This is a genomic window from Mesobacillus sp., assembly GCF_057785455.1.
The window spans coordinates 87,691-110,193 of record NZ_JBYNSB010000025.1 but is presented as its reverse complement, the minus strand read 5'-3'; the positions used below and the strand labels follow the sequence as shown (position 1 = coordinate 110,193).

The 22,503-nt window shown below is 42.2% G+C and carries 16 protein-coding genes and 1 riboswitch; of the genes, 8 read left to right on the top strand and 8 right to left on the bottom strand.

Annotation, left to right across the window (positions count from 1 at the left end; genetic code table 11):
* Window positions 1–221: 221 nt before the first annotated feature.
* From metH to AC3EBE_RS10030, 5 genes are all read right to left on the bottom strand, one after another.
* Window positions 222–3,674: a methionine synthase gene (metH, locus tag AC3EBE_RS10050; RefSeq protein WP_488594891.1), complete on the bottom strand. Its 3,453-nt coding sequence runs from the start codon at window positions 3,672–3,674 to the stop codon at window positions 222–224.
* Window positions 3,655–5,517 (bottom strand): bifunctional homocysteine S-methyltransferase/methylenetetrahydrofolate reductase, encoded by a 1,863-nt coding sequence (locus tag AC3EBE_RS10045; protein ID WP_488594890.1) that lies wholly within the window; start codon window positions 5,515–5,517, stop codon window positions 3,655–3,657. Before AC3EBE_RS10045 ends, metH begins: the two co-directional genes overlap by 20 nt.
* Window positions 5,514–6,698: a cystathionine beta-lyase gene (gene metC / locus AC3EBE_RS10040; protein WP_488594889.1), complete on the bottom strand. Its 1,185-nt coding sequence runs from the start codon at window positions 6,696–6,698 to the stop codon at window positions 5,514–5,516. The genes AC3EBE_RS10045 and metC overlap by 4 nt, the downstream gene beginning before the upstream one ends.
* Window positions 6,695–7,807: a methionine biosynthesis PLP-dependent protein gene (locus AC3EBE_RS10035; protein ID WP_488594888.1), complete on the bottom strand. Its 1,113-nt coding sequence runs from the start codon at window positions 7,805–7,807 to the stop codon at window positions 6,695–6,697. Before AC3EBE_RS10035 ends, metC begins: the two co-directional genes overlap by 4 nt.
* Window positions 7,808–7,890: 83 nt before the next feature.
* Window positions 7,891–7,998, bottom strand: a riboswitch (SAM riboswitch).
* Window positions 7,999–8,458: 460 nt separating this feature from the next.
* A complete protein-coding gene (locus AC3EBE_RS10030) occupies window positions 8,459–10,090 on the bottom strand; it encodes a M4 family metallopeptidase (RefSeq protein ID WP_488594887.1) in 1,632 nt (543 codons plus the stop codon).
* A gap of 453 nt (window positions 10,091–10,543) precedes the next feature.
* Here AC3EBE_RS10030 and AC3EBE_RS10025 point away from each other — a divergent pair, with 453 nt between their 5' ends.
* Window positions 10,544–11,425 carry an alpha/beta fold hydrolase gene (locus AC3EBE_RS10025; protein WP_488594886.1) on the top strand — a complete coding sequence of 294 codons (882 nt, stop codon included), beginning with the start codon at window positions 10,544–10,546 and terminating at the stop codon, window positions 11,423–11,425.
* A gap of 32 nt (window positions 11,426–11,457) precedes the next feature.
* Here AC3EBE_RS10025 and AC3EBE_RS10020 read toward each other — a convergent pair whose 3' ends face one another.
* Together AC3EBE_RS10020 and AC3EBE_RS10015 are read right to left on the bottom strand one after the other, a co-directional pair.
* Window positions 11,458–12,234 carry a hypothetical protein gene (locus AC3EBE_RS10020; RefSeq protein ID WP_488594885.1) on the bottom strand — a complete coding sequence of 259 codons (777 nt, stop codon included), beginning with the start codon at window positions 12,232–12,234 and terminating at the stop codon, window positions 11,458–11,460.
* A complete protein-coding gene (locus AC3EBE_RS10015; RefSeq protein ID WP_488594884.1) occupies window positions 12,224–12,388 on the bottom strand; it encodes a hypothetical protein in 165 nt (54 codons plus the stop codon). The genes AC3EBE_RS10020 and AC3EBE_RS10015 overlap by 11 nt, the downstream gene beginning before the upstream one ends.
* A 145-nt stretch (window positions 12,389–12,533) precedes the next feature.
* Between AC3EBE_RS10015 and AC3EBE_RS10010 the strand changes: the two genes are divergently transcribed.
* From AC3EBE_RS10010 to AC3EBE_RS09995, 4 genes are all read left to right on the top strand, one after another.
* Window positions 12,534–13,787 carry an ATP-binding protein gene (locus AC3EBE_RS10010; RefSeq protein WP_488594883.1) on the top strand — a complete coding sequence of 418 codons (1,254 nt, stop codon included), beginning with the start codon at window positions 12,534–12,536 and terminating at the stop codon, window positions 13,785–13,787.
* 258 nt (window positions 13,788–14,045) lie between these two features.
* Complete coding sequence (locus AC3EBE_RS10005) at window positions 14,046–14,246, top strand: cold-shock protein (RefSeq protein ID WP_488594882.1); 201 nt, start codon at window positions 14,046–14,048, stop codon at window positions 14,244–14,246.
* A 170-nt stretch (window positions 14,247–14,416) separates the two neighbouring features.
* A complete protein-coding gene (locus tag AC3EBE_RS10000; protein ID WP_488594881.1) occupies window positions 14,417–15,382 on the top strand; it encodes a glycine-rich domain-containing protein in 966 nt (321 codons plus the stop codon).
* 210 nt (window positions 15,383–15,592) lie between these two features.
* Window positions 15,593–15,787 (top strand): hypothetical protein, encoded by a 195-nt coding sequence (locus AC3EBE_RS09995; RefSeq protein ID WP_488594880.1) that lies wholly within the window; start codon window positions 15,593–15,595, stop codon window positions 15,785–15,787.
* 150 nt (window positions 15,788–15,937) lie between these two features.
* Here AC3EBE_RS09995 and AC3EBE_RS09990 read toward each other — a convergent pair whose 3' ends face one another.
* A complete protein-coding gene (locus AC3EBE_RS09990) occupies window positions 15,938–16,780 on the bottom strand; it encodes an STAS domain-containing protein (RefSeq protein ID WP_488594879.1) in 843 nt (280 codons plus the stop codon).
* Between the two features lie 296 nt (window positions 16,781–17,076).
* Here AC3EBE_RS09990 and AC3EBE_RS09985 point away from each other — a divergent pair, with 296 nt between their 5' ends.
* The 3 genes from AC3EBE_RS09985 (at window position 17,077) to AC3EBE_RS09975 (ending at window position 22,500) form a co-directional block, all read left to right on the top strand.
* Window positions 17,077–18,219, top strand: coding sequence for an exonuclease SbcCD subunit D (locus tag AC3EBE_RS09985; RefSeq protein WP_488594878.1), 1,143 nt, complete (start codon window positions 17,077–17,079; stop codon window positions 18,217–18,219).
* Window positions 18,220–21,357: an AAA family ATPase gene (locus AC3EBE_RS09980; protein ID WP_488594877.1), complete on the top strand. Its 3,138-nt coding sequence runs from the start codon at window positions 18,220–18,222 to the stop codon at window positions 21,355–21,357.
* 81 nt (window positions 21,358–21,438) lie between these two features.
* Window positions 21,439–22,500, top strand: a complete 1,062-nt coding sequence (locus AC3EBE_RS09975) for a DUF3900 domain-containing protein (RefSeq protein WP_488594876.1) — start codon at window positions 21,439–21,441, stop codon at window positions 22,498–22,500.
* The last annotated feature ends 3 nt before the right edge of the window (window positions 22,501–22,503 follow it).

Sequence of the window (22,503 nt, the reverse complement as noted above, 5' to 3'; positions counted from 1 at the left end):
CCTCCTTGTTTCTTCCAGTAACATTAGTATTTGCCAATTTGGCCCATTTTATCCTTGTTCATATTTCCTGGGCTGCTTATTGGCATAAGATTGATTCTTAAACACCAAAGACAGACGCAAAAAAACAGCCAAGGGAAGTGCCTCCTGGCTGTTTCTTTTTATAAGGGCAGAGTATTAACTGCTTAAGGAGCTAGAGTATCAGAAAGTTCCTACTCATTTACTCAATCACTCTTCAAAACATTAAAATACCTGGCCTCAGGGTGTGAAAATACGATGGCTGTAACAGATGCTTCAGGCTCCATCATGCAGCCTTCTGTAAGATTAATCCCAATTTCCTCTGGCTTAAGAAGTTTGAACAGCTTACGCTGGTCTTCTAAGTCAGGACACGCTGGATAGCCAAATGAGAAACGCTGGCCCTGATATTTTGCCGCAAAACGATCCTTCATCGTCATTTCAGGTGTGTCGGGGAAACCCCATACATCGCGCATCTGACGGTGGATCAATTCTGCAAAGCCTTCCGCAGTTTCTAGTGCAAGTGCCTGGAGGGCATGGTTTTCGAGGAAACGGCCCTGATTTTTCAGCAGTTCAGCAGCCTGGCGGATCCCCGCTCCCGCAGTTACAGCAAACATGCCAATATAATCAACCTCAGAGTCACTTACAGGTCTGGCAAAGTCTGCAAGGCATAATCCAGGTGAAACCTCCTGGCGAGGGAAGTCGAAGGTTTCGATTATTTCGCGGCTTTCCTCATTGTTGTAAATAAGCAGCCTGTTTCCATCCGATTGGGCAGGGAAAAACTGATAGACAGCAGCAGGATTAATCCAATTATTATCCTTTGCTTCCGCTAAAAGTGATTGGACTACATCATGCAGCTTTACTGCTTTTTCATCCTTTTCACGAAGCAGCAGTTCCACCTTGCCTTTAAGGCCAAGATGATGCCCCAACAGCATTTGCTGATTTATATAAGGCTCGATATGCGCTATAGAGTAAGATTTTAACAAATGTCGCTTAGTATCACTTGGAACATAAACCGGAGCTTTCGAAATCGTTTTGGGCCGGTCTAAAACAGCTGTTGCCGAGCTTTTCTCACGAACGAAGACTGGCTTATTTAGGGCAGCCTCTTGTTTTTGTTTCTGTTCCTCCACAAATTTCTCATATCCATCAGGTTCACGCAGCTGATTGGCAAGAGACAGTCCATTCATTGCATCCTTGGCGTAAAGCACAAGGCCATCATATTCCCTGGCTATTTTTGTATCAGTGAACTTTCTGGAAAGTGCAGCGCCTCCGACTAAAATAGGTACATTGATGCCTGCCTGTTTCATGTCATGTGCAGTCAGCACCATTTGCTGTGCTGATTTTACGAGAAGACCCGAAAGGCCGACGATATCCGGTTTCTCTTTTTTTATCGCTTCAACCAAGGCTGTCGGAGCCACTTTGATGCCCAGATCGATGACATTATATCCATTGTTGCTTAGGATGATATCAACCAGGTTTTTGCCGATATCATGGACATCACCCTTGACAGTTGCAAGCAGGACTTTTCCTTTTGTGGAAGCTGAATCAGATTTTTCCATATGCGGTTCCAAATAGGAGACAGCTGCCTTCATAACTTCCGCACTTTGCAATACCTCGGCAACAATCAATTGGTTGTCATTGAAAAGCCTGCCGACTTCCTTCATGCCATCCATGAGCGGCCCGTTGATGATATCCAGCGGGGCAGGGAAGGAGGAGAGAGCCAATTCCAAATCCGGAAGCAGGCCTTCTTTCGTTCCTTCTATTACATAGTAAGCCAGCCTTTCTTCCAAAGTCATATCAGGCAAGCCACTTTTTACTTCCTTCTTTTTATCACGATAGAAATCCGTAAACTCTGCCAATGTTCTGTCTGTTGTATTAAAAAGCAGTTCTTCTGCCATTTTTACTTCATCAACACTGATGGAAGCAAAACGCTCAAGCTTTTCGGTATTGACAATTGCATAATCCAGGCCGGCCTGAGTGCAGCGATATAAAAATACTGAATTCAAAACTTCCCGTCCAACAGGGGGAAGGCCGAAAGAAACATTGCTGATCCCCAAAATGGTTTGACATTCAGGGAAGGATTCTTTAATAAGCCTGATGCCATCCACTGTAGCTTTTGCAGATCCGATGTACTGCTCATCCCCGGTTCCCACTGGGAATACAAGCGGATCAAAGATAATATCTTCTGGTTGGACCTTATATTTGTTGACGAGCAACTCATACGAGCGGCGGGCGATTTCAAGCTTTCGTTCAGCTGTAACTCCCATTCCTATTTCATCGATGGTTCCGACTACTACGGCAGCCCCATATTGATGGATCAGGCGGGCCACAGATTCAAATCTTTCTTCCCCATCCTCGAGATTGATCGAATTGATGATTGCTTTCCCCTGTGAATATGTGAGGGCTTTTTCGATGACATTATCATCAGTCGAATCAATCACGAGAGGCACTTTAACCTTTTTGACGACTTCCGGGATAAAATCCTCCATATCCTGAAGTTCGTCCCGATCAGGATCTGCAAGGCAAATATCGATGACATGTGCGCCATTTTTAACCTGGGCTCTGGCGATTTCAGCTGCTTCTTCAATTTTCCCTTCAGAAATAAGGCGCTTGAATTTCCTTGATCCAATTACATTCGTTCGTTCACCGACCATGATCGGTCTTAAAGTAGGATCATCATAAATAAATGGCTCAATGCCAGAAACCATATGGCTATGATTTACTGCTGAATTGCGGGGGGTTTGCTCCCGCATTTTTTCAGCAATGGATTTAATGTGGTCAGGAGTTGTACCACAGCATCCGCCTACGACGTTCAGCCAGCCTTCGCGTGCGAAACCTGCCAGTTTTTTTGCTAGTGTTTCTGGAGTCTCATGGTAATTTCCTTCCTCATCTGGCAGGCCTGCATTTGGATAGCAGCTGACTGCTGAAGAAGACAGGGCAGAAAGGGAGCGCAGATGCTCCTGCATAAATTCTGGTCCTGTTGCACAGTTCAGGCCAATGGCAATCGGATTCATATGCTGTACAGATATGTAAAAAGCTTCAATGGACTGGCCGGCAAGGGTAGTTCCCATCGGTTCAATCGTCGCAGAAATCATGATGGGCAATTTCCTTTCCCGGAGCTTGAAAGCTCTGGTGATACCTGAATAGGCGGCCTTTACATTTAACAAATCCTGACTTGTTTCCAAAAGAAGAAGATCCACGCTGCCATCAATCAGTCCTAAAGCCTGTTCTTCGTATGAATGTGACATTTCTTCAAACGATGATCCTCCGGTGACGCTTAGGGTTTTTGTTGTTGGTCCCATCGAACCTGCCACAAACCGCGGCTGGGAAGGGGAAGAAGCTTCATCTGCAGCTGTCCTTGCCAAAAGGGCTGCTGCCTTGTTTATTTCATATGCTTTATCACCTATCCCATATTCATCCAGTACTAGCCGGGTTGCTCCAAAGGTATTGGTCTCCACTATATCTGCACCAGCATCAAGATAAGCCTTGTGGATTTTCATGATTACATCAGGAGCAGTAAGGTTGAGGATTTCATTACAGCCCTCATATTCCTCACCACCGAAGTCCTCTGCTGTCAGTTCAGCCTGCTGCAGCATCGTTCCCATCGCGCCATCCATGATCAGGATTTTTTTCTTCATCTGTTCAGTTAACGTAGTTGACATTTTGTTTCCTCCTCATTAGACGGCTGCTATATTCGTTGGCAAAACGAGCCAATTCAACGCTCATCTCGTAGTTCATAAACGGTGTGATCAAGTAGATGCCATTAAAAAGTTCTGCTGCAGCCTCGATCAATCCTTTTGTAATAGCGATGCCTTCCCGTTTTGACTGGAGTGGCTCATTATTAAACTTCGCCATCGTATCGAGAATTTCCTGTGAAATCTTGATGCCAGGGACTTCGTTATGCAAGAACTCAGCGTTTCTGCTGCTTGTAAGGGGCATCAGTCCAATATAAATAGGGACATCAAGGTGCTTTGTTTCTTCATGCACTTCCATCAGCAATTTTTCGGAAAAAACCGGCTGGGTGATGAAGTAATCCGCTCCACAGTTTATTTTTTTCTCCATTCGTAATACTGCCTTTTCAAGAGACCGAACATTCGGATTAAAAGCAGCACCGATAGAAAAAGCTCCTTTTTGTCCAAGATCCTTTCCTGAATAAGAGAGTCCTTCATTAAATTGTTTTATCATCTCAATCAATTCAAAGGATGATAAATCGAATACCGATGAAGCGCCAGGGAAATCACCAACCCTTGCCGGATCACCAGTAATCGCGAGAATATCATGCAATCCGAGTGTATGCAGTCCCATTAAGTGAGATTGCAAACCGATAATATTTCTGTCCCGACAGGTTAGGTGCACGAGGGGGCGCAGGCCGATATTTTCTTTCACCAGATGTCCGATTGCAGAATTTGAAATCCTTGGTGAAGCCAGAGAATTATCCGCCAGAGTCAGGGCATCGATTCCTGCTTCTTTTAACGCTTTTGCTCCTTCAAAAAATCGGGTCGTATCCAGCTTCCTCGGAGAGTCAAGCTCAACAATGACCGAAGGACGTTTCTTTACAAGCTCAGGCAGGGAAGGGACAGGCCTTGAAATCTCAGTTGGACGTATTTCAACACTGGCTTTTTTTGCCGTTACTTTCTTTTCATTCGCAGGTTTTAGGCCTTTTAGTTCCTGAGCGAAGGCTCGTATATGCTCCGGTGTTGTACCGCAGCAGCCGCCAATCAGCCTGATACCCTGGCTATGGAAGTTGTGGGCAGACTTTCTGAAATACTCAGGGTTTCCTTCATAGTGGAACCTGCCATCTGTATATGCGGGCAGTCCAGCATTAGGATAGGCAGACAGATACGCTTTTTCAGGCATCCTGACTTGCTCCAGGCTGGCAATCATATGATGAGGCCCAAGCCTGCAGTTTAGCCCTACGATATCAGCGCCGATCTGCTCCAATTTATCAAATACAACCTGGAGTGGAGTCTGATCCTGCATGATGCCAATTTCCTGGAGTGAAACCTGGGCTATGATTGGCAGATCCGTTTCTTTCCGGGCAATCGCCAGCACGGTTTCGATTTCTTCCATATCATAAAACGTCTCAAGGAGTATTCCGTCCACACCTTCGAGAAGAAGGCAATATAGCTGTTCACGAAAGCTCCTTTTTATTTCTTCGAGTGGAATCGCTGAAGGACGGATTCCACGATTTCCGCCAATCGTTCCGAGAACATATGCATTTTTGCCAGCGGCCTGCCGTGCAAGCCTGACCGCTGTGCTATTAATTTCCTTGACTTGCTCCTCAAGTCCATACCGTTCCAATTTTATATAGTTCCCAGCATATGTATTTGTCTGGATTAAATCGGCTCCTGCCTCTATATAAGCTTCATGGATGCGGATAATGTCTTCAGGATGAGAAAGGTTCAGTTCTTCAAAGCAAGTTCCGGCACCATAGGAATAGAGAAGAGTGCCGATTGCGCCATCAGCTATCAATATCTCATTTTCCAATCGTTTGAGAAAATTCATTTTACACTCTCCTTTACTTCAGTTTTCCTGGTGGCAGCTGCCAAGGCCTGCTTAATGTCGCTGATCAGGTCATCAGGGTTTTCAAGGCCGACCGATAGGCGCAGCAAGCCCTCGCTTATTCCGCGCTTTTCCCGTTCCTCTTGTGGCATAGCTGCGTGTGACATTTTTGCAGGATAGGATAGGATGGACTCAACAGCGCCAAGACTGACTGCGAAAACTGGAAGTTTAGTATTTTCTATGAAATTGCTTAATATCTGTTTGTTTTCTAATTCAAAAGAGAGAACCGCTCCTGGTCCTTCTGCCTGCCTAAGCTGCAGAGCATATTGTGGATGATCCTGAAGACCAGGATAGTAAACATTTTTTATTAATGGTTCATTTCTCAGGTATTCCGCTACCCTTAATGCACTTTCCTGTGATTGCTTCATCCTGACTGACAAGGTTTTGATGCCCCGCATGACAAGCCAGGCATCCTGTACACCCAGTACGGCTCCAAAGGAATTTTGCAGGGAATAAAGCCGTTCACCCAGTTCTTTATCCTTTACAACTGCCAGTCCGGCAACTGTATCACTATGTCCTGAAAGGAATTTCGTTGCACTATGCAGGACAAGATCTGCTCCTGATTCAAGCGGTCTTTGCAAAAATGGAGTCAAGAAAGTATTATCGACAAACGAATATGCACCATGATCCTTCGCAAGTCTGCAGATGGCCTCAATATCCGTAACCTTCAGCAATGGATTCGAGGGCGTTTCTATATAAAATAAAGCTGTATTTGGCTTAATGGCATTTTTAACTGCTGTTATATCCGTCATCTCCACAAAGGTATGCTCTATACCGAAGCGGTTAAGCACCTGGGTGACCATTCGATAGGTTCCTCCATATACATCCTCAGTTATGACTACATGGTCGCCCTGAGAAAGAAGGAGAAAGGCGGTCGAAATGGCAGCCATACCGGAGGAAAAAGCAAAACCTCTTGCACCTCCTTCAAGGCTGGCGATGACATCTTCGAGCGCTTCCCGGGTAGGGTTTAAGCTTCTGCTGTAGTCATATTTGCCGAACTTGTCGACTGATGCCTGATGAAAGGTAGAGGCATGCTGAATCGGAACGCTGACACCGCCAGTAGCAGGGTCGAATTTATGCTTGTTATGCAATAGCTTTGTTTCAAATGTGTAAGATTGACTCATGCGTTCGCCTCCTGTTCAGCTTTTGAAAAAGCGCTGTTCAAATCCGCAATCAAATCGTCTGCATCTTCAATGCCAACCGAGAAACGGAGAAGCCGATCACAAACGCCAATTTCTTCACGGATTTCAGCAGGGATGTCTGCATGTGTCTGAGTTGCAGGGTATGTAATAAAGCTTTCGACACCGCCTAGGCTTTCGGCAAATGTAATGGTCGACAAGCTTTGTAAAAAAGGATTCACCATTGAAGGGGATTGAACCCTGAAGGAAATCATTCCGCCTCTGCCAGGATAGAGCACGTCACTGACAGCATCATGTTCCTTTAAATATTCTACCAGCTGTCTGGCATTACGTTCATGCCGCTCCATCCTTAATGATAATGTCTTCATTCCACGAATCAGGAGCCATGAATCGAATGGGCTGAGAACAGCACCGCCGCCATTATGATGGAGGAACAAGGAATCACACAATTCCTTGCCCTTTGCGACAATCAACCCGGCAAGGACATCATTGTGGCCTCCCAAATATTTAGTGGCGCTATGGATGACAATATCAGCACCAAGGGCAATTGGTTTTTGCAGAAGGGGAGTGTAGAACGTATTGTCAACAATGAGTAAAAGCCCATTAGCTTTTGCTATCTTTGCGATAGATTCTATGTCCGCCTGCTCCATAAGCGGATTTGTCGGAGTTTCAACAAACAATGCCTTCGTCCGCGGAGAAATAGAAGATTCAATTTCCTCTAAATTTGCCATATCTGCGTATGTACAGTTCAGCCCCCATTTTTTAAAGCCCTGCTCGAGCAATCGGTATGTTCCACCATATAAATCTTTTGATACTATCCATTTATCCCCATTCTGGAACAATGACAGGATCGTCCAGATAGCAGCCATACCTGAACTGCAGGCGAAACCCCGGTCTCCTTCTTCAAGATCGGCAATTGCTTTTTCAAGAATTTCACGAGTAGGGTTTCCTGTCCGGATATAATCATATCCGCTAGACTGGCCAATTCCTTCATGGCGATATGCGGTCGTTAGATAAATCGGGGGATTCACTGCCCCGGTAGCCGTCTCACTTCTGTTTCCAAGCTGTGCAAGCTTTGTATCAATCTTTGTCATTTTTCTCACTCCATCTGTTTAATGTAAACTCAATAAAAAAAAGTCTTCTATAAGAAGAAGACTTTGGAATTTACGAGCCATTCTCCTTATCTTCCAAGTTAACAAACTTGCTGGAATTAGCACCTTTTCAACTAAAGTTGAAGGTTGCTGAAGCTTCATCGGGCCAGACCCTCTGCTTCTCTTGATAAGAACTTATTCAATTATGAAATTTCTCTAAATATTACATCTCTTTTATGCGGATGTCAATCATTTTCTTATTAGCGCGTTAAAGGGCTGGTGTAGTTTCGTATAGAGATTAAGAGGTGATGCTTTTCAGAAGGAGGGGGCCAAGAGGTTTTATGGATTCCCGGGTAGCAAAAAAATTTTAAGTGGAGATAACCTGGAGATTCTTAAAGATTGCCTGTAAGGAAGAAAACTGCAAGAAGAGGGAATCTTGAGAACTTATATCTGCCCTGTAACGGAGAAATTTCTAAAAGGATGTAACCTATAAGGCTCTTAAAAATAGGGAAACTAAAGCATTATAGATACCAGAAAGTAAATAAAATACAGAAAGATATATAAACAAAAAGAACGTAGATTTCATTTTAAAACAAAAAAGCAGCCAGAGTAGGATATATCCCACCCGGGCCGCTTTTCAAAGCAAATAGTCTATTAATTCACACCGACTGCATCGAATGCTTGTTTAACAGAGTTAACTTCAGCAGATGTTGCACCATATAGGTCTGTTGCAGCCTGAACGAGACCTGCTCTGGCCTGGCTAAAGTTAGTAGAAGACGTGAAATAAACTGTGTTAGCGCGATAGAAGATTGCACCCAGCTTGGTCGTGCCAATTTCTTGAACTGTTACACCATAATGTGTGCCACCCTGGCTTAGAAGGTAAGCTGCTTTGTTGATAATTCCGCTGTTAGTGTGGACTCCGCCATTATCGGAAGTTCCAGTATAACGCTTTGAATAATGGTCTGGATCACCGTATTTAGTTGGATCACTCATTGAACGGAGCGCATCACCCGCTTTATTAGGTGTATAGATGTCCTCGCCGATTTCAAAATCAGGATTGTTGTTGTCATAGTATTCCATTAAAGTTCCAAAAATATCTGAAATCGCTTCATTTAAAGCACCAGATTCATACTGGTATACAAGGTCTGAGCTGAAGTCGGTAACCGCATGTGTTAATTCGTGAGCTACTACATCTAGTCCTCCTGAAAGCGGGATGAAAGTTGTTCCGTCTCCATCACCGTATACCATTTGCTGACCATTCCAGAATGCATTATTATAGCTTCTGCCATAATGAACTGTCGATTTAAGCGCAGCACCTTTATTGTCATAAGAGTTTCGTCCGAAAATATTCTTATAATAGTCATATGTCAATCCGGCATAATAGTGAGCATCAACAGCTGCACCATCATACTTAGCGTTCAGATTATTATCGGCATCCGACCATAAAGTACCCGGAGTGCGCTGTCTATTTTGTGCATCATAAGTGAAAACTCCTGAGCCGCGCGTATTATCCTGTAAATAATATGCACCATTTGAAAGCAGGGTATTTAAAGTTTTAGTATCACCTAGTACACCTACTCCTGATCCAACAGTGTTCGAGCCTGTTAATGAAGGGTCTGTCTTTCCTGCAGTATGAATCGCATTATATTTATTGATGATTTCGCCTGTTTCAGCATTAATGAAATATTGATAATTTCCTGGTTCTGGGCTCAAGAAGTTCAATGTCACATGATATGCATACACTGCTTGATCAGCAGTTGGGTAGATAACAAGGTTTGCTGATGGTGCCAGTTCATAAGTCGGCTTGAAGCCTAAGTCAGCTTCAGCAAGAGCGATTGCCTGTTTTTGTGATTTTTGACTTTGCTTTTTAACCAGCTTGCTGCCAAGCTCTTGACTCAAAGTACCGCTAAATACTTGAAGGACGCCGCTTTCATCGACTTTAGCAACCTGAGTAGAACCCCACACTGGCACTCCATCGAACAATTGCTGCAAACGAACCACGTCACCGCCAAGTTTATCTGCTTGTTCAGAGGTAACTGCAAATGAGTCCTTTGTGCTCAATTTATATTTTTGCTTTGAATTTTCAAGGTATTGAAGTACCACATCTTTCGCAGCTTTCGCGGAAGGGTTTGTCAGTTTGCCGGCAACAAACTCAGGTGTGCCATTGTTTTTCTCAAACTTTTTGGATTGTGAATCAGCCGAGGGTGCAGCGAAGGCAGATGCACTTACTAATCCACTTAATGCTAGACTCGCAGATAGACTTAAAGCTACGACATTCTTCTTCAAATAAAATTCCTCCTAAAATAGATGAAATGATGTGATCCACAAAATTATTTTTGTAGATTAAGATATTTATACTTTAATATTCTGAACATTTCAAACATTATCTCGCTTTTTGTCGAATAATCATGTTGGGAAATTTTTATCAAGGCGAATGAATGAATATAAATTACATAAAAGGAAAAAACAGGTAAATATAAGAGGAACGGGCATGCTGATAAAACAAATGATGCATAAATATTCATTAATATTTTTTGCATACCTTTGTACTTAGAACGAGTTATAGATTACTTTTAATCCATTTAGATAAAAACAATAAAAAAGAAAGGATCCCCAATCTGCAGCTTAATACCTTAGCTCATTTTACTGATGGAGCTAATTAAAGGGATTTCGAAATGTACTGGCGAAATTAACCATGTCGAAAGTATTATTTCGAATACATAATGGGAGGATAAAACCTTGAAAGAGTATTTGATAAATCTAGAGGAGCAAGTATCTTTGAATGTTAAAGCTTCAAATATAGATAGCAATAAACCTACCATCATTTTGATACATTTTAGCGGTGGTACCTCGTCCATCTGGAGTGGGGTTATACCTCGTCTAGAGAAAGAATTTAATCTGCTGGTACCAGATTTACGGGGACACGGAAAGTCAAGCTGCCCTGAAAAAGGCTATCATATTGATGAGATGGCAAATGATGTATATCATCTGTTAAGAAAATTTAATATTGATAGTTGTCATATTGTCGGAAGTTCAATGGGTGCAGAGGTGGGCGTCAGTCTCGCTGCCAGGCATCCAGAGCTGGTGCAATCCCTGATTTGCGAAGGCGCGATTTTTAATGAATTTGGTGAAAACGGCCTTTTCAATGGCAGCAGGGAGGATATTGAGCTGGAAAAAGAAAAGCTGCGGGCCAAATTGGCTGAGCGAAAGGAGGTAGTTTTTGATTCACATGAAGAATTTATCTCTTTTTATAGAAAGCCAATTGAAGATATGGGCTTATGGAATGAACATTTTCATGAGTTTATAAATAGCTGCAGCCAAGAAGGAGCCGCTGGCTATGTCCATTTTTACAAAAATCACGTAAGAAATGAGTATATGAATAAATATTGGGATTTGGATTTTGGAACTTATTATAAAAAAATCAAGTGTCCTGTTTTATTCATGCCAAGCGAGGAAGAGTGGAAGGACCCTAAGATCAAGAAATCACTAGATTACTTTGCAGGTCTGTTAGATACATATGAAATTAAATTATTGGACAATTCCCTTCATGCATATGTTTGGATGCAAATGCCGGAGCAAGCTTCAGCGGCAGTAAAGAGCTTTTTGAAAGAAACGATTTAAACAGGAGAAGGATGGCGAATTTGCCATCCTCCTTAAGGTAAAACAACTGGAATCAACTTGAAAAATTCTTCCTCATCATATACCTGGTAAAGTATCTTTTCATGGTCAAAGATCGCGTAGTAGGGCAAAGACTTTATATCTAGATCAGGGAATTGGGACCTTGCCTCATCTATCGTAACCACAGACATTGATTGAGCCTTATGAATATAGGAATTCTTTATTCTATCCAGTGCCCAGTTAGCTCCATGCTGTTTTTTGTCATATATCTCGAGTATTGCCAGGCCTCCTTTTTCCTCAGCCAGCTGATTCTGATAGGAAACCACCTTTTCAATATTGATTGGGAATGTGTAATGCACTTCCTGTTCATCATGGAATCCCCTTATTACTACAATTTGTTTACCAGAAAAATTATTGAATGTGTATTCGCCATTTAATAATGGTTCAAAGAGGAAGCTTCCATCTTCAAGATCATCAGTCCATTTGATTACCGCAATCTCGGCCTGGCGGGGTTCTTTTGAAAAATTCATCTGCAGCTGGCTAAAAGGCTTGATGGATTGAACAGGCGTATTTTTGAATAAAATTGGGGGTTCATCCTGGTCAATTACTACGCCGGTGCCTTTATTTACCCAATTGTAGTGCCCAGTTACAAATTCTACTGGCAGTCCATCGATCGAGAGTTGAAGAGTGGGCATTGAGCTATTTTTTTTCACAGATGACTGTTCTTCTTTATCAGGTTTATTTCCTTCTATTGAGAATATTGTGATCATGACCAGAAGCGCTATTGCGTATGGGAGAAATCTATTTATCATCCACTTTATGCTCCGATTCCAAGATTTTCTCTATTTCTTCATCTGTGGGTGGATAAGTCGGACGAATATGGTCAATCAACTGATCCACTTTGCGGTGAAGTCTGTATAAATCTATAAGTATAAAAACTAGCAAAACCACCAAAATCCAAAACATAGGTGCCTCCTTTAAACGTCTTTAGTTACAATATAATGGAAATTACATGTGGTGAATAGAGAATAATGGAATAACAGGGAATTTATCATTGCGCTTCCAATAAGATTAATATAGTATCTTACTGAATACTTATGGTGGTGTTGCAATGGAAATTACGAAACATTTGCTAATGAATTTATCGCTGCTGATCGTCCTGCTTTTTTTCGCTTATCTTTTTATTGAGCGAAAGACAGAAAAAGAAAAGCGAAAACGGCTGCAATTATATTATTTTATCCTTTCAGTTCTCACATGCTTTATTTTTTCCATTGAAGCGCAGGATGGCATTCGCTTTGATTTAAGGCATGTGCCTATGATTCTGGGAAGCCTATATACTGGCGCAAGTTTCTTGCTTGCAGCTGTGACAATAGTAGTGAGAGGAACTATGGGGATCAATGATGGATTCTGGGCCTCTTCATCCGTATATTTTCTGCTTGCCATTCTGTTGAAGCTGATTTACAAAAGGGGTTTTCACCGATTATCTTTGAACCAGCGGGTGGGAGTGTCCGTCCTGATAACTGTGATTACTTCCTTCGTTCTGATCCAATTGATTGGTGTTGTCAACAAGCCAATAGCAAGGCTGGAAGTATGGCTGAGTTTCATTGTTATTCCCGCAATTACAGCTTTTCTTGTGAGTTATTCGATCGAGATGATCCGGCAGACAATGTTGATGAGAAGGGAGCTTGCAAAGGCAGATAAAATCGAAGCCGTAAGCCATTTAAGTGCCTCAATATCTCATGAAGTCCGGAATCCGCTGACAACTGTGAAGGGATTTCTTCAGCTATTGGATGAGCAATCCTATCCAGAGGAGAAAAAGAAGGAATTCATCAAAATTGCTATAGAAGAATTAGACAGGGCCGAGCAGGTTATCAGTGATTATTTAACCTTTGCAAGGCCTGCTTTAGAGAAGGTTGAAAAAATTGATGTGGAAAAAGAACTCAACCATGTAATCAATATCCTAAAACCCCTTGCTAACTTGAAAAACATTTCGATCGTGTGCGATTACAAGGATTGTTTGATCATTTCAGGTGAGCCAGCCAAATTTCAGCAAGCTTTTATAAATCTGATGAAAAATGGGATTGAGGCCATGCATCAAGGCGGGGAGCTCTCTGTCCGCACTTTTAAAACAGGTCCTGTAGCCCATATCCTTATTTCCGACACCGGCGTTGGGATGACAGAGGAGCAGATTGCCCGGCTAGGCGAGCCATATTATACAACCAAAGGTCAGCGGGGCACAGGGCTTGGAATGATGGTGACTTTCAGTATTCTCCGGGCGATGAAAGGGAAAGTGGAGGTCAAAAGTGCAATTGGTAAGGGAACGACCTTCCATATCCGAATGTCCATGTTAAACGAGGAAAAATAGCGGCTGTTTTGCTCAGCGATTGATCTGAAAAATGTTAGGTATTTCATGTTTTCCAATACTCCAGGATGATCAATCCCATTGACAAATATACCCATCGTTGGTATGTTTAAAGTAGCAATTTGCACGTGCCAGGGTTAATGCATTTTGCTTATTCCAATGTATCAATACGTTTGAATGAGTCAGGCAGACAGGGACTAAACGTTGTGATTTGCTAATTTATTCAGGGCTTGTTCGGCCGCACTGGGAGGAAATTTTTTCATGAAAAATGGTAAAGTTAAATGGTTTAATGCAGAAAAGGGTTTTGGATTCATTGAAACTGAAGATGGCACCGACGTTTTTGTCCACTACTCAGCTATTCAAACAGAAGGCTTTAAGACATTGGAAGAAGGCCAGGAAGTAACTTTTGAAGTCGTTGAAGGTGCTCGTGGACCTCAAGCTGCTAATGTAACGAAACTATAAGCTCCATTAATATTACCTTTATAGCTCAGCCATCCGGCTGAGCTTTTTTAATTATTTTCCATTTCCTTGAAACCATACAAGCATCAAGTCCGTATGTATATTCATGATGTCTATGGGAAAAATGCAGGATTGATGGAAACTATATAAATTATTCAAGGAGGTATGCCAATATGGGAATTTTCATAGCTACGGCCGCTGGGGTAGCCATTGTCCTTTCATTTATATGGATTAAGAAGAAAGAAAATGAAAAGAAAACTTTATTAAAGGAAAATATTCCTGAGAATCTTGGACTCCTTCAGGGTGTGCCAGCAGACAAGATTAAATCCAAACTTGAGCGATCTCTTTCATATGAGTATTTGAATCAGGTGAAGTTGAGATTTTTGAGTGAGCATCCAGACATAACCGAAGATGAGTATGAATGGAGATTATTCGAATTAAAAAGATATTTCCTTATGAATTTAATACTGAAAAATACTCCGATGTTCAGTGCAGAGGCAGATGGAATTTGGCATGAGATGCTAATGTTTACAAGACAATATGAAAACTTTTCTGATAGATATATGGGTAAGATGCTGCATCATACTCCTAATGTAAATCCTGAGCCAGCACCTCAGGAGCGGGCCATGTTTGACTGGCTTTTTGCTCAGCTGTTTGAAATCACAGAATACTCCTGGAAGACGTGGGGCTCTTTTTTTCAATATCCGCTGTCTCAAGATTTCTTCAAGAATATTCGCAGCTTAAATGAAGCGGAGATAAAAAAGCTCTATTTTACAGTAAATGAAGAAAATGAAGAGTTAATCTCTTATTTAATCCAAAGACTTAAGAAGCAGGTAAGGGAATCAGAAGACATGTATTCGACCCACCGAAAAGGGAAATTTATAAGGCCCTCCAATTATGGAGATTTATCTTCACTAACTATGGTGATGGTATTCTATTCCTATTATTATTTTGATGAATACTGGATATATGCAAAGGAATATGCATACTCACAGCAGGCACAAGGAACATCAGGCTGCAGTGCAGTATTCTGCGGCTCTGGTGGAAACCATGACTCCAATGATGCAAATGGATGCTCTTCTGGAAATAGCTGTTCTTCAAGCAGCTGCTCCAGCTGTGGAGGAGGGTGTTCCTCATAGGAGAATGGGTTATATTAAACTCTGAATCTGTTTAGCATCTGAATTTTCAAGATGAGAAAAAGATTGTAATTTGATTGCAATGTGTCAATAGTAAGGAGTGATTTCATCCAAACTCTCACAAAGAGAAATTATACTGTTTCGTTTATATCATTAGCATTATGTTTGGCCACTGCGATATTGTTACTTATATTTTTTATAGAAGATAAAAGCTTGGAAAGCGCGGTTACTGACGAACTTGAAGAGACATTTGACACTGAAAAGATTACAATCAATTTCATACAAGAGTTAGAAAAAAGTATAGTTGCAAGTTATCAACTTGAAGGTTATGAGACGACCTTTTTAAGTCTCTTTGAAAGGGATAATGGAGATTTGACTCTTGTAAATACAAGAGAGGTTGAGGAATAATTCACCGAATTGATACGAATTTATAATAAATGGTAATAAAAAATAGAACCCAGATCCATTAGGTCTGGGTTACTGCAATTAATTAAAGGATTCGCCTGCCAAAAAGGAATCCGTTAGTAAAAACGCAGGTTTTTCCAAGGCATTTTGAAGTCATTTTCCAATAAGAGATTTAATCACATTATGAAGATTCCCGCCAGTCGCGATCCCCGAAAAATCCAATCCAAGCTGCACCGCAGTCTGCGCAACCTCTGGCCTGATCCCAGTCACAATGGTTTTAACGCCTACTAGCTTTAGGGCTTCGACCATTTTAAAAATCTGGTGGGCGACCATAGTATCGACCATTACAACTCCCGACATATCGAGTACCAGCGTATGGACTCCTGCCTGTACACTTTGTGCCAGAGTGGATTCCATTAAACCCTTGGCTCTTGCTGTATCGATATCGCCTATAAGAGGAAGGAGGCCAACACTGCTGGTTAAAGTAATGACAGGCGCACTGAGCTCCCGGATCAGTGTCGCCTGCGAAGATAAACGGTTCATCAATATTTCCATATAGACAATAATAAAGGTTTCAAATACGTAATCAAGCGTGTAATTGACTTTCTTTTCCCATAAAAATATATCATCAAGCGTGATATCAAGATCAGTAACTTTAACAAATTTCTGGATATATTCCCAATAAACTCGCCTGAATACTCCCGAATTCCATGCTACTTCTGTAAGCTGGGTCTGTGATTTGATTCTGTCAGCTGCCGTCTGGCTGGTCCAGGAAGAAATCGTTTCTTGCATTTCAGCTTCAGTTTGAAGAAGGGATTTGGCTACAAGGCGGACATAATTAGAATTTTGCTCCTTAACACGCTTCATTACTTCAACAGGTGCATCAGCTGAATAATCAGAGCCTGTTTTAACCTTCTGTCTTCTCATCCAGTCCTCGGTAAAATCAGCCGCACGTTCCACCAGGAATTGATATAGTGCCTCTGCTTTTTTGTCCATGTTCATTCACCAGTTTTCTTGAAAATTTATTACTACTTCCATTGTTGAAGATGATAGATGAAAAGTCAATTTTCAATGCGTTTTTACTTCCCCTTATTTGATGTCTATTTGCGGACATCCTTGACAGGAAAATTACGGTAGAAGTTTTATTGCTGATTTGATAGAATAGGAACGAATGTTCTGTAATATTTTCCTGTTATTTGATTGCCCAATACAATTTTCATTTTGCTATAATAATAGCATTGCAAATCTGACCAAAATTTAAAAAATAGATGAAAACTACAGGGGGGATTGGAATGAAATTTATCCATACTGGCGATTGGCACTTAGGCAAGCTTGTCCATGGAATTTATATGACTGAAGACCAGCGGGAGGTGCTGAACCAATTTGTTGATTTAGTAGCTGAAGAACAGCCGGATGCAGTCGTTATTGCCGGTGACCTTTACGATCGTTCCGTACCGCCAACAGATGCTGTGGACCTCCTGGATGAAGTCCTTTTTAAAATCAATGTAGAATTGAATACTCCTATAGTAGCAATATCAGGGAACCATGACAGCGCTGAAAGACTATCCTTTGGCAGCTCCTGGTATAGACACAGCCATTTTTACCTTACAGGGAAATTAACTGCTGATTTTAGGCCGGTGCATCTAAATGGCGTTAATTTTCACCTTGTTCCATATGCAGAGCCTGGCCTGGTCCGACACTTGCTCGATGATCCATCCATACATTCACATCAGGATGCCATGAAAGCAGTAATTGGAAAAATAGAGGAAAATCTCAACCCGAATGAGGCAAACGTTTTTGTTGGACATGCCTTTGTCCTCGGTGGTGATTCCTGTGATTCGGAAAGAACTTTGTCTGTTGGAGGTTCCGGCTGTGTTACCCAGGATTTATTCGATCCTTTCTCCTTTACAGCTCTGGGTCATCTCCATAGCCCTGATGCAATCAAACATGACAAAATCAAATACTCAGGCTCACTATTGAAATATTCATTTTCAGAGGCAAAACAGAGGAAGTCTATTTCTATTGTTGAAATGAATGAAAAAGGCGGCTTTGAAATGCGGTATCGCAGCTTGCAGCCTAAGCAGGATATGCGTGAAATTGAAGGACATCTGGAACAGCTGCTTGATCCTTCGTTTTATGAAAAAGAAAATACCAGCGATTATTTAAAAGTGACACTGCTCGATGATGGTGCCCTGATTGACCCTATGGGCAAACTCCGCCATGTTTTTCCGAATGTACTTCACCTTGAACGCAAAATTGAAAGCATTGACCAAAAGCAAAAGCAGAGTTTTACATCCATACGTGAAGAAAAGAAATCAGAGCTTGAATTATTTGAACAATTTTACAGTGAGATGACCACTTCCGAGTTCACAGATGACAAGCGTGGAATGATTGCTGATGTAATTAACAAGGTTCTAAAGGAGGAGGACAGATAAATGAAACCTCTGAAATTGACCATGCAGGCATTTGGGCCTTATGCGGGAACTGAAACAATAGATTTCAGGGAACTTGAAAACCGTACTATGTTTGTGATCTCCGGCAAGACAGGCTCCGGGAAGACAACCATTTTTGATGGAATCAGTTATGCGATTTATGGAAAGGCAAGCGGCGAGGACAGAAATGGTCCTGATTTACGAAGTCAGTTTGCGAATGAGGATTTATTGACCGAGGTAACACTAGAATTCTCCCTTCGCCAGAAAACCTATCGCATCAGCAGATCACCTCTTCAGGAAAAAAAGAAGAAAAATGGTGAGGGATTTACGACACTTGGAGCTAAAGCGGAGCTATACATGATTGATGAGAATGGAGAAGCGCAGCTGCTTGCGTCAAACGTGCGTGAAGTCGATGAGAAAATCAAAGAAATTATGATCATTGACAGCAACCAATTCCGCCAGATATTGATGATTCCCCAGGGAGAATTCCGCAAGCTGTTAACATCAGACAGTAAGGATAAAGAAATCATTCTTCAAAGGCTTTTTCATACGGAAATTTACAAAAGAGTAGAGGAAAAGCTGAAGGAAGAAGCCAGCATCCTGAAGAAATCGGTTGAAGACCAGGTCGAGAAGAGAAACTCAGCGATACGCGGGATCAAAGCTTCAGAAAACGAAGAACTTAAAGAATATATGGAAGCTGGCAGTGTGAACGACACATTGATGCTTCCTTTATTGAAAGATGAGATCAGTTTAATGAGCTCCAGGCTTCAGGAATTGGCGCAAGAACGGGCATTGCTCCAAAAAGAACGTGATGCGCAGCAGCAGCGTTTGTATGAAGCAGAGACAACTCTCAAGCAATTGCAAATGCTTGAGGATCTGCGGACGAAAAAGGCTGATTTAGAAGGCAGGCAGAAGAGCATTTCAGAGAAAGAAATGGCTGCTGAACTTGGAAAAAAGGCTGCGCTGCTGGCGATACAGGAACAATTGTGCTACCGGCTAAAAGCTGAGTGTGACTCGCTAAGCGACCAGTCTTCCAAAATCGCTGACAGGGTAAAAGGACTGACGGAAAAGCTTGCAGCCGCCGAAGCATACCAGCAAAAACAGATTGAGCGTGAGCCTGAACGGAGAGCTGCTGCCGATTTGGTAAACAAATTGGAAAATATGAAAGAGGATATTCATGCTTTTGCCAGTATCGCCAAACAAGCTGAGGAACTGGAACAGTCTTTGAAATTGACCAAGCAGCAGAGGGATCAGGCTGAAAATATGCTTAGTGCCGCTGAGAAAAAGCTGAAACAGCTACAAGCCGATAAAGAAGATGCCGAGCAGTCCCAGCTGCAGCTGATTGAAATTGACAGGAAGCTTGAGAAGTTAGGCCTTGAGATGGACAAGCTGAGGAAGCTGGAAGTACAGCTGCAAAAAGAAGAACAGGCAAAGCAGTTTTTTGACAGGAATAAATCATTGCTAACCAACTCAGCATCGAGACTTGATGACTCCAAGTCTACCATCCTTGAGCTTGAACAAAAATGGCTCCATTCCCAGGCTGCCGTTTTGGCTGCATCACTTCAGGATGGCCATGACTGCCCAGTCTGCGGGTCTCCCCATCATCCTAAGCCTGCCTCTGCGGCTGGGGGTTTTATTCCGACAGAGGAGGATTTGAAAGCGGCCAGAGAGCAAAGCAACATGCTAGAGAAGGAAAAAAGCCAGGCAGAGAAAGCGTTCATAGAAGCTGAAGCAAATCTTAATTCAATTGCCAGTAATATAGAAGACCTTCACTCTGAAATTCAAAAGTTACGTCCCGGCTTCGAGGATGAAGAACTGTCTGATCTGCTTATGCAGAATCATAGAGTCCGGGAACAGCTTCAACAAGAGCAAAAGTCCATATTCACAAAAGTGAACAGCCTGGATAAAATCAAATCAGAGCTTAAGAGATTTGAAGATAGCAAGGATAAACTATTGCAGCAAGTGAAATTGCTTGAAGAAAATTATCATCAGAAAGTAATTAAGTATACTGAAGCAAAAACAACACTTGAACGGATGACAGAAAAAATACCGGAAGAATTGCGCTCAGTCCGCGTTTTTGAGGCAAAGCTAATGGAGGCTGTTAACAAGCAAAAAAAGATGGAAGCTGAGCTGGAGCAAGCCAAAAAGGACTTTCAGGATGCAAAAGAACAGCTCGGAACCGAAAAAGCAAGAAGCGAGGATGCCCAAAAGCGGCTAACGGAAAAGAATGCTGAACTGCTTGCAGAGCGTGAAACATTCAAGAATAACATGGCCTCTCAAGGCTTTGACAGTTTCCAGGCTTACCATCAGGCTAAAAAGTCAGAGCATGATATCCAGGCTCTTGAACTGGAAATCCGCAGTTTCCGTGAAGAGCTTAGGTCGGTATCTGATCGATATACCGAAATGAAAGATATGCTCAAAGAAGTAAAAACACCTGACATTGACTCATTGAAGAATGTTTTCCAAGAGCTCAGTGAGAAAATCAGACAAGCAGATGAGGTGTACCAGGACTGCCAGATCAAGAAACGAGATAATGAAGCCATCCTGAATCTGGTCAAGTCATTGAACGAGCAGATGAAGGTCCTGGAAGAGCGGTACAAACTGATCGGTCACCTATATGAAATATCCAAAGGACAGAACACTTACCGTATTACCTTTGAACGCTTCGTGCTTGCTGCTTTTCTTGATGATATACTTGCTGAAGCAAATGTAAGACTGAACAAGATGACGAGCGGACGCTACAGGCTGTTACGAAAAACGGATCGTTCCAAAGGAAATGTCCAGAGCGGGCTTGAACTGCTTGTATTGGATTCTTACACGGGACAGGAACGCCATGTAAAAACCTTGTCAGGAGGAGAGAGTTTCAAGGCTGCTCTTTCACTGGCGCTTGGGCTTGCAGATGTAGTTCAGAATTACGCAGGCGGCGTCTCTCTTGAAACGATGTTCATTGACGAGGGATTCGGCACACTTGATCCCGAATCGCTGGATCAGGCAATCGAGGCGCTTATTGATATTCAAAGCAGCGGCAGACTGGTTGGGATCATTTCGCATGTTCCCGAATTAAAAGAACGGATCGATGCCCGTCTTGAAGTAATTTCTACTCAAACTGGAAGCAAAACTGAGTTCATGTTGATGAACTAATGGATAAATACAGCATCAACAGGACGATGATGCTGTATTTTTTTGACGCTGACAGAAAAAATAGCAGCAGGGAGAATAAACATGGATTTCGATGTGCAATTTTTATCATTTTATGTTGTAACAGTTGATGGAAAAGGCGATCAGGCAGATAAACGATATAAACACTTTCAGACACTTAATGAAGAAGAATATGAAAATAGCTCATTGAAGGATTTCCTTGATGGCGAATTTGCGAAGATAGTGAAGCGAAAGGTAGAGCGCCATCCAAAAACTGACGAAGTTCCTACGAAATTAGGCTATTTTATTGTCGAAGAAGGACATGACCTCACTTCTAACCCTAATTACAATCTGTTTAACAGGGTTCGATTTGCAGAAGCAAAGGAAGAGTTTCAGAATGAGAGTGAGAAATTCGCCATTGCCTATGTAGATACAAGTGCAGTGCGAGGCGGCGTGTTTATAGTCGCCCGTGCAAAATTGCGCAAGTATTTTGATGATGCCTTCGTATTCATCTTAAAATGTGATTTCGAGCCAAAAGTGGCATCTATTTCTGACGAGTCTACATTAATTCGCCAGGTTGAAATGGCCATTACCACAAAAAATATGAAATCAATTCAGTATCCTTACATGCCCGAAGAAGGGATGATCCAGGATAATGAGCTGAAAATCAATCAGGCTTCCCATGCGAGGTACTTTGAGGATTTCCTGAAATATGTTGAATACGGCCAATCCATGCCGGAAATCGTTAAAACACAGGTAATTGAGATGGTCAGGGACCATATGGAAGAAGTATTTGAGCCGGAAAGTGAGGAGCGTGAGCAGCTTGAGAATGCAATGGAAATTTGGGCTGCAAGCGAAAAACGGGAACTCCAGGAACGGTTTGAGCCTGAGCAGGTAATCGAGGCAGCAGCCCAGTTAATCGAGCACACGCCAGAGCTAGAGCTGAAAATGAAGCTTGACCATGTGTCAGTAAAGGGCTTGCTTGCCGATTTCGGCGAAAGTATTCACCTTGCCAAATTAAATGGCAAATATGTATTGATGATTGAGGCAGATTCTGTGACCTTTGAAAAAGGGTTTTCTCCAGTGGAGTTTGTCAAGCCGGCTGAGGTAGCGACTGTCATCGAAAGAATCAGGCAAAAGGGCTAAAAA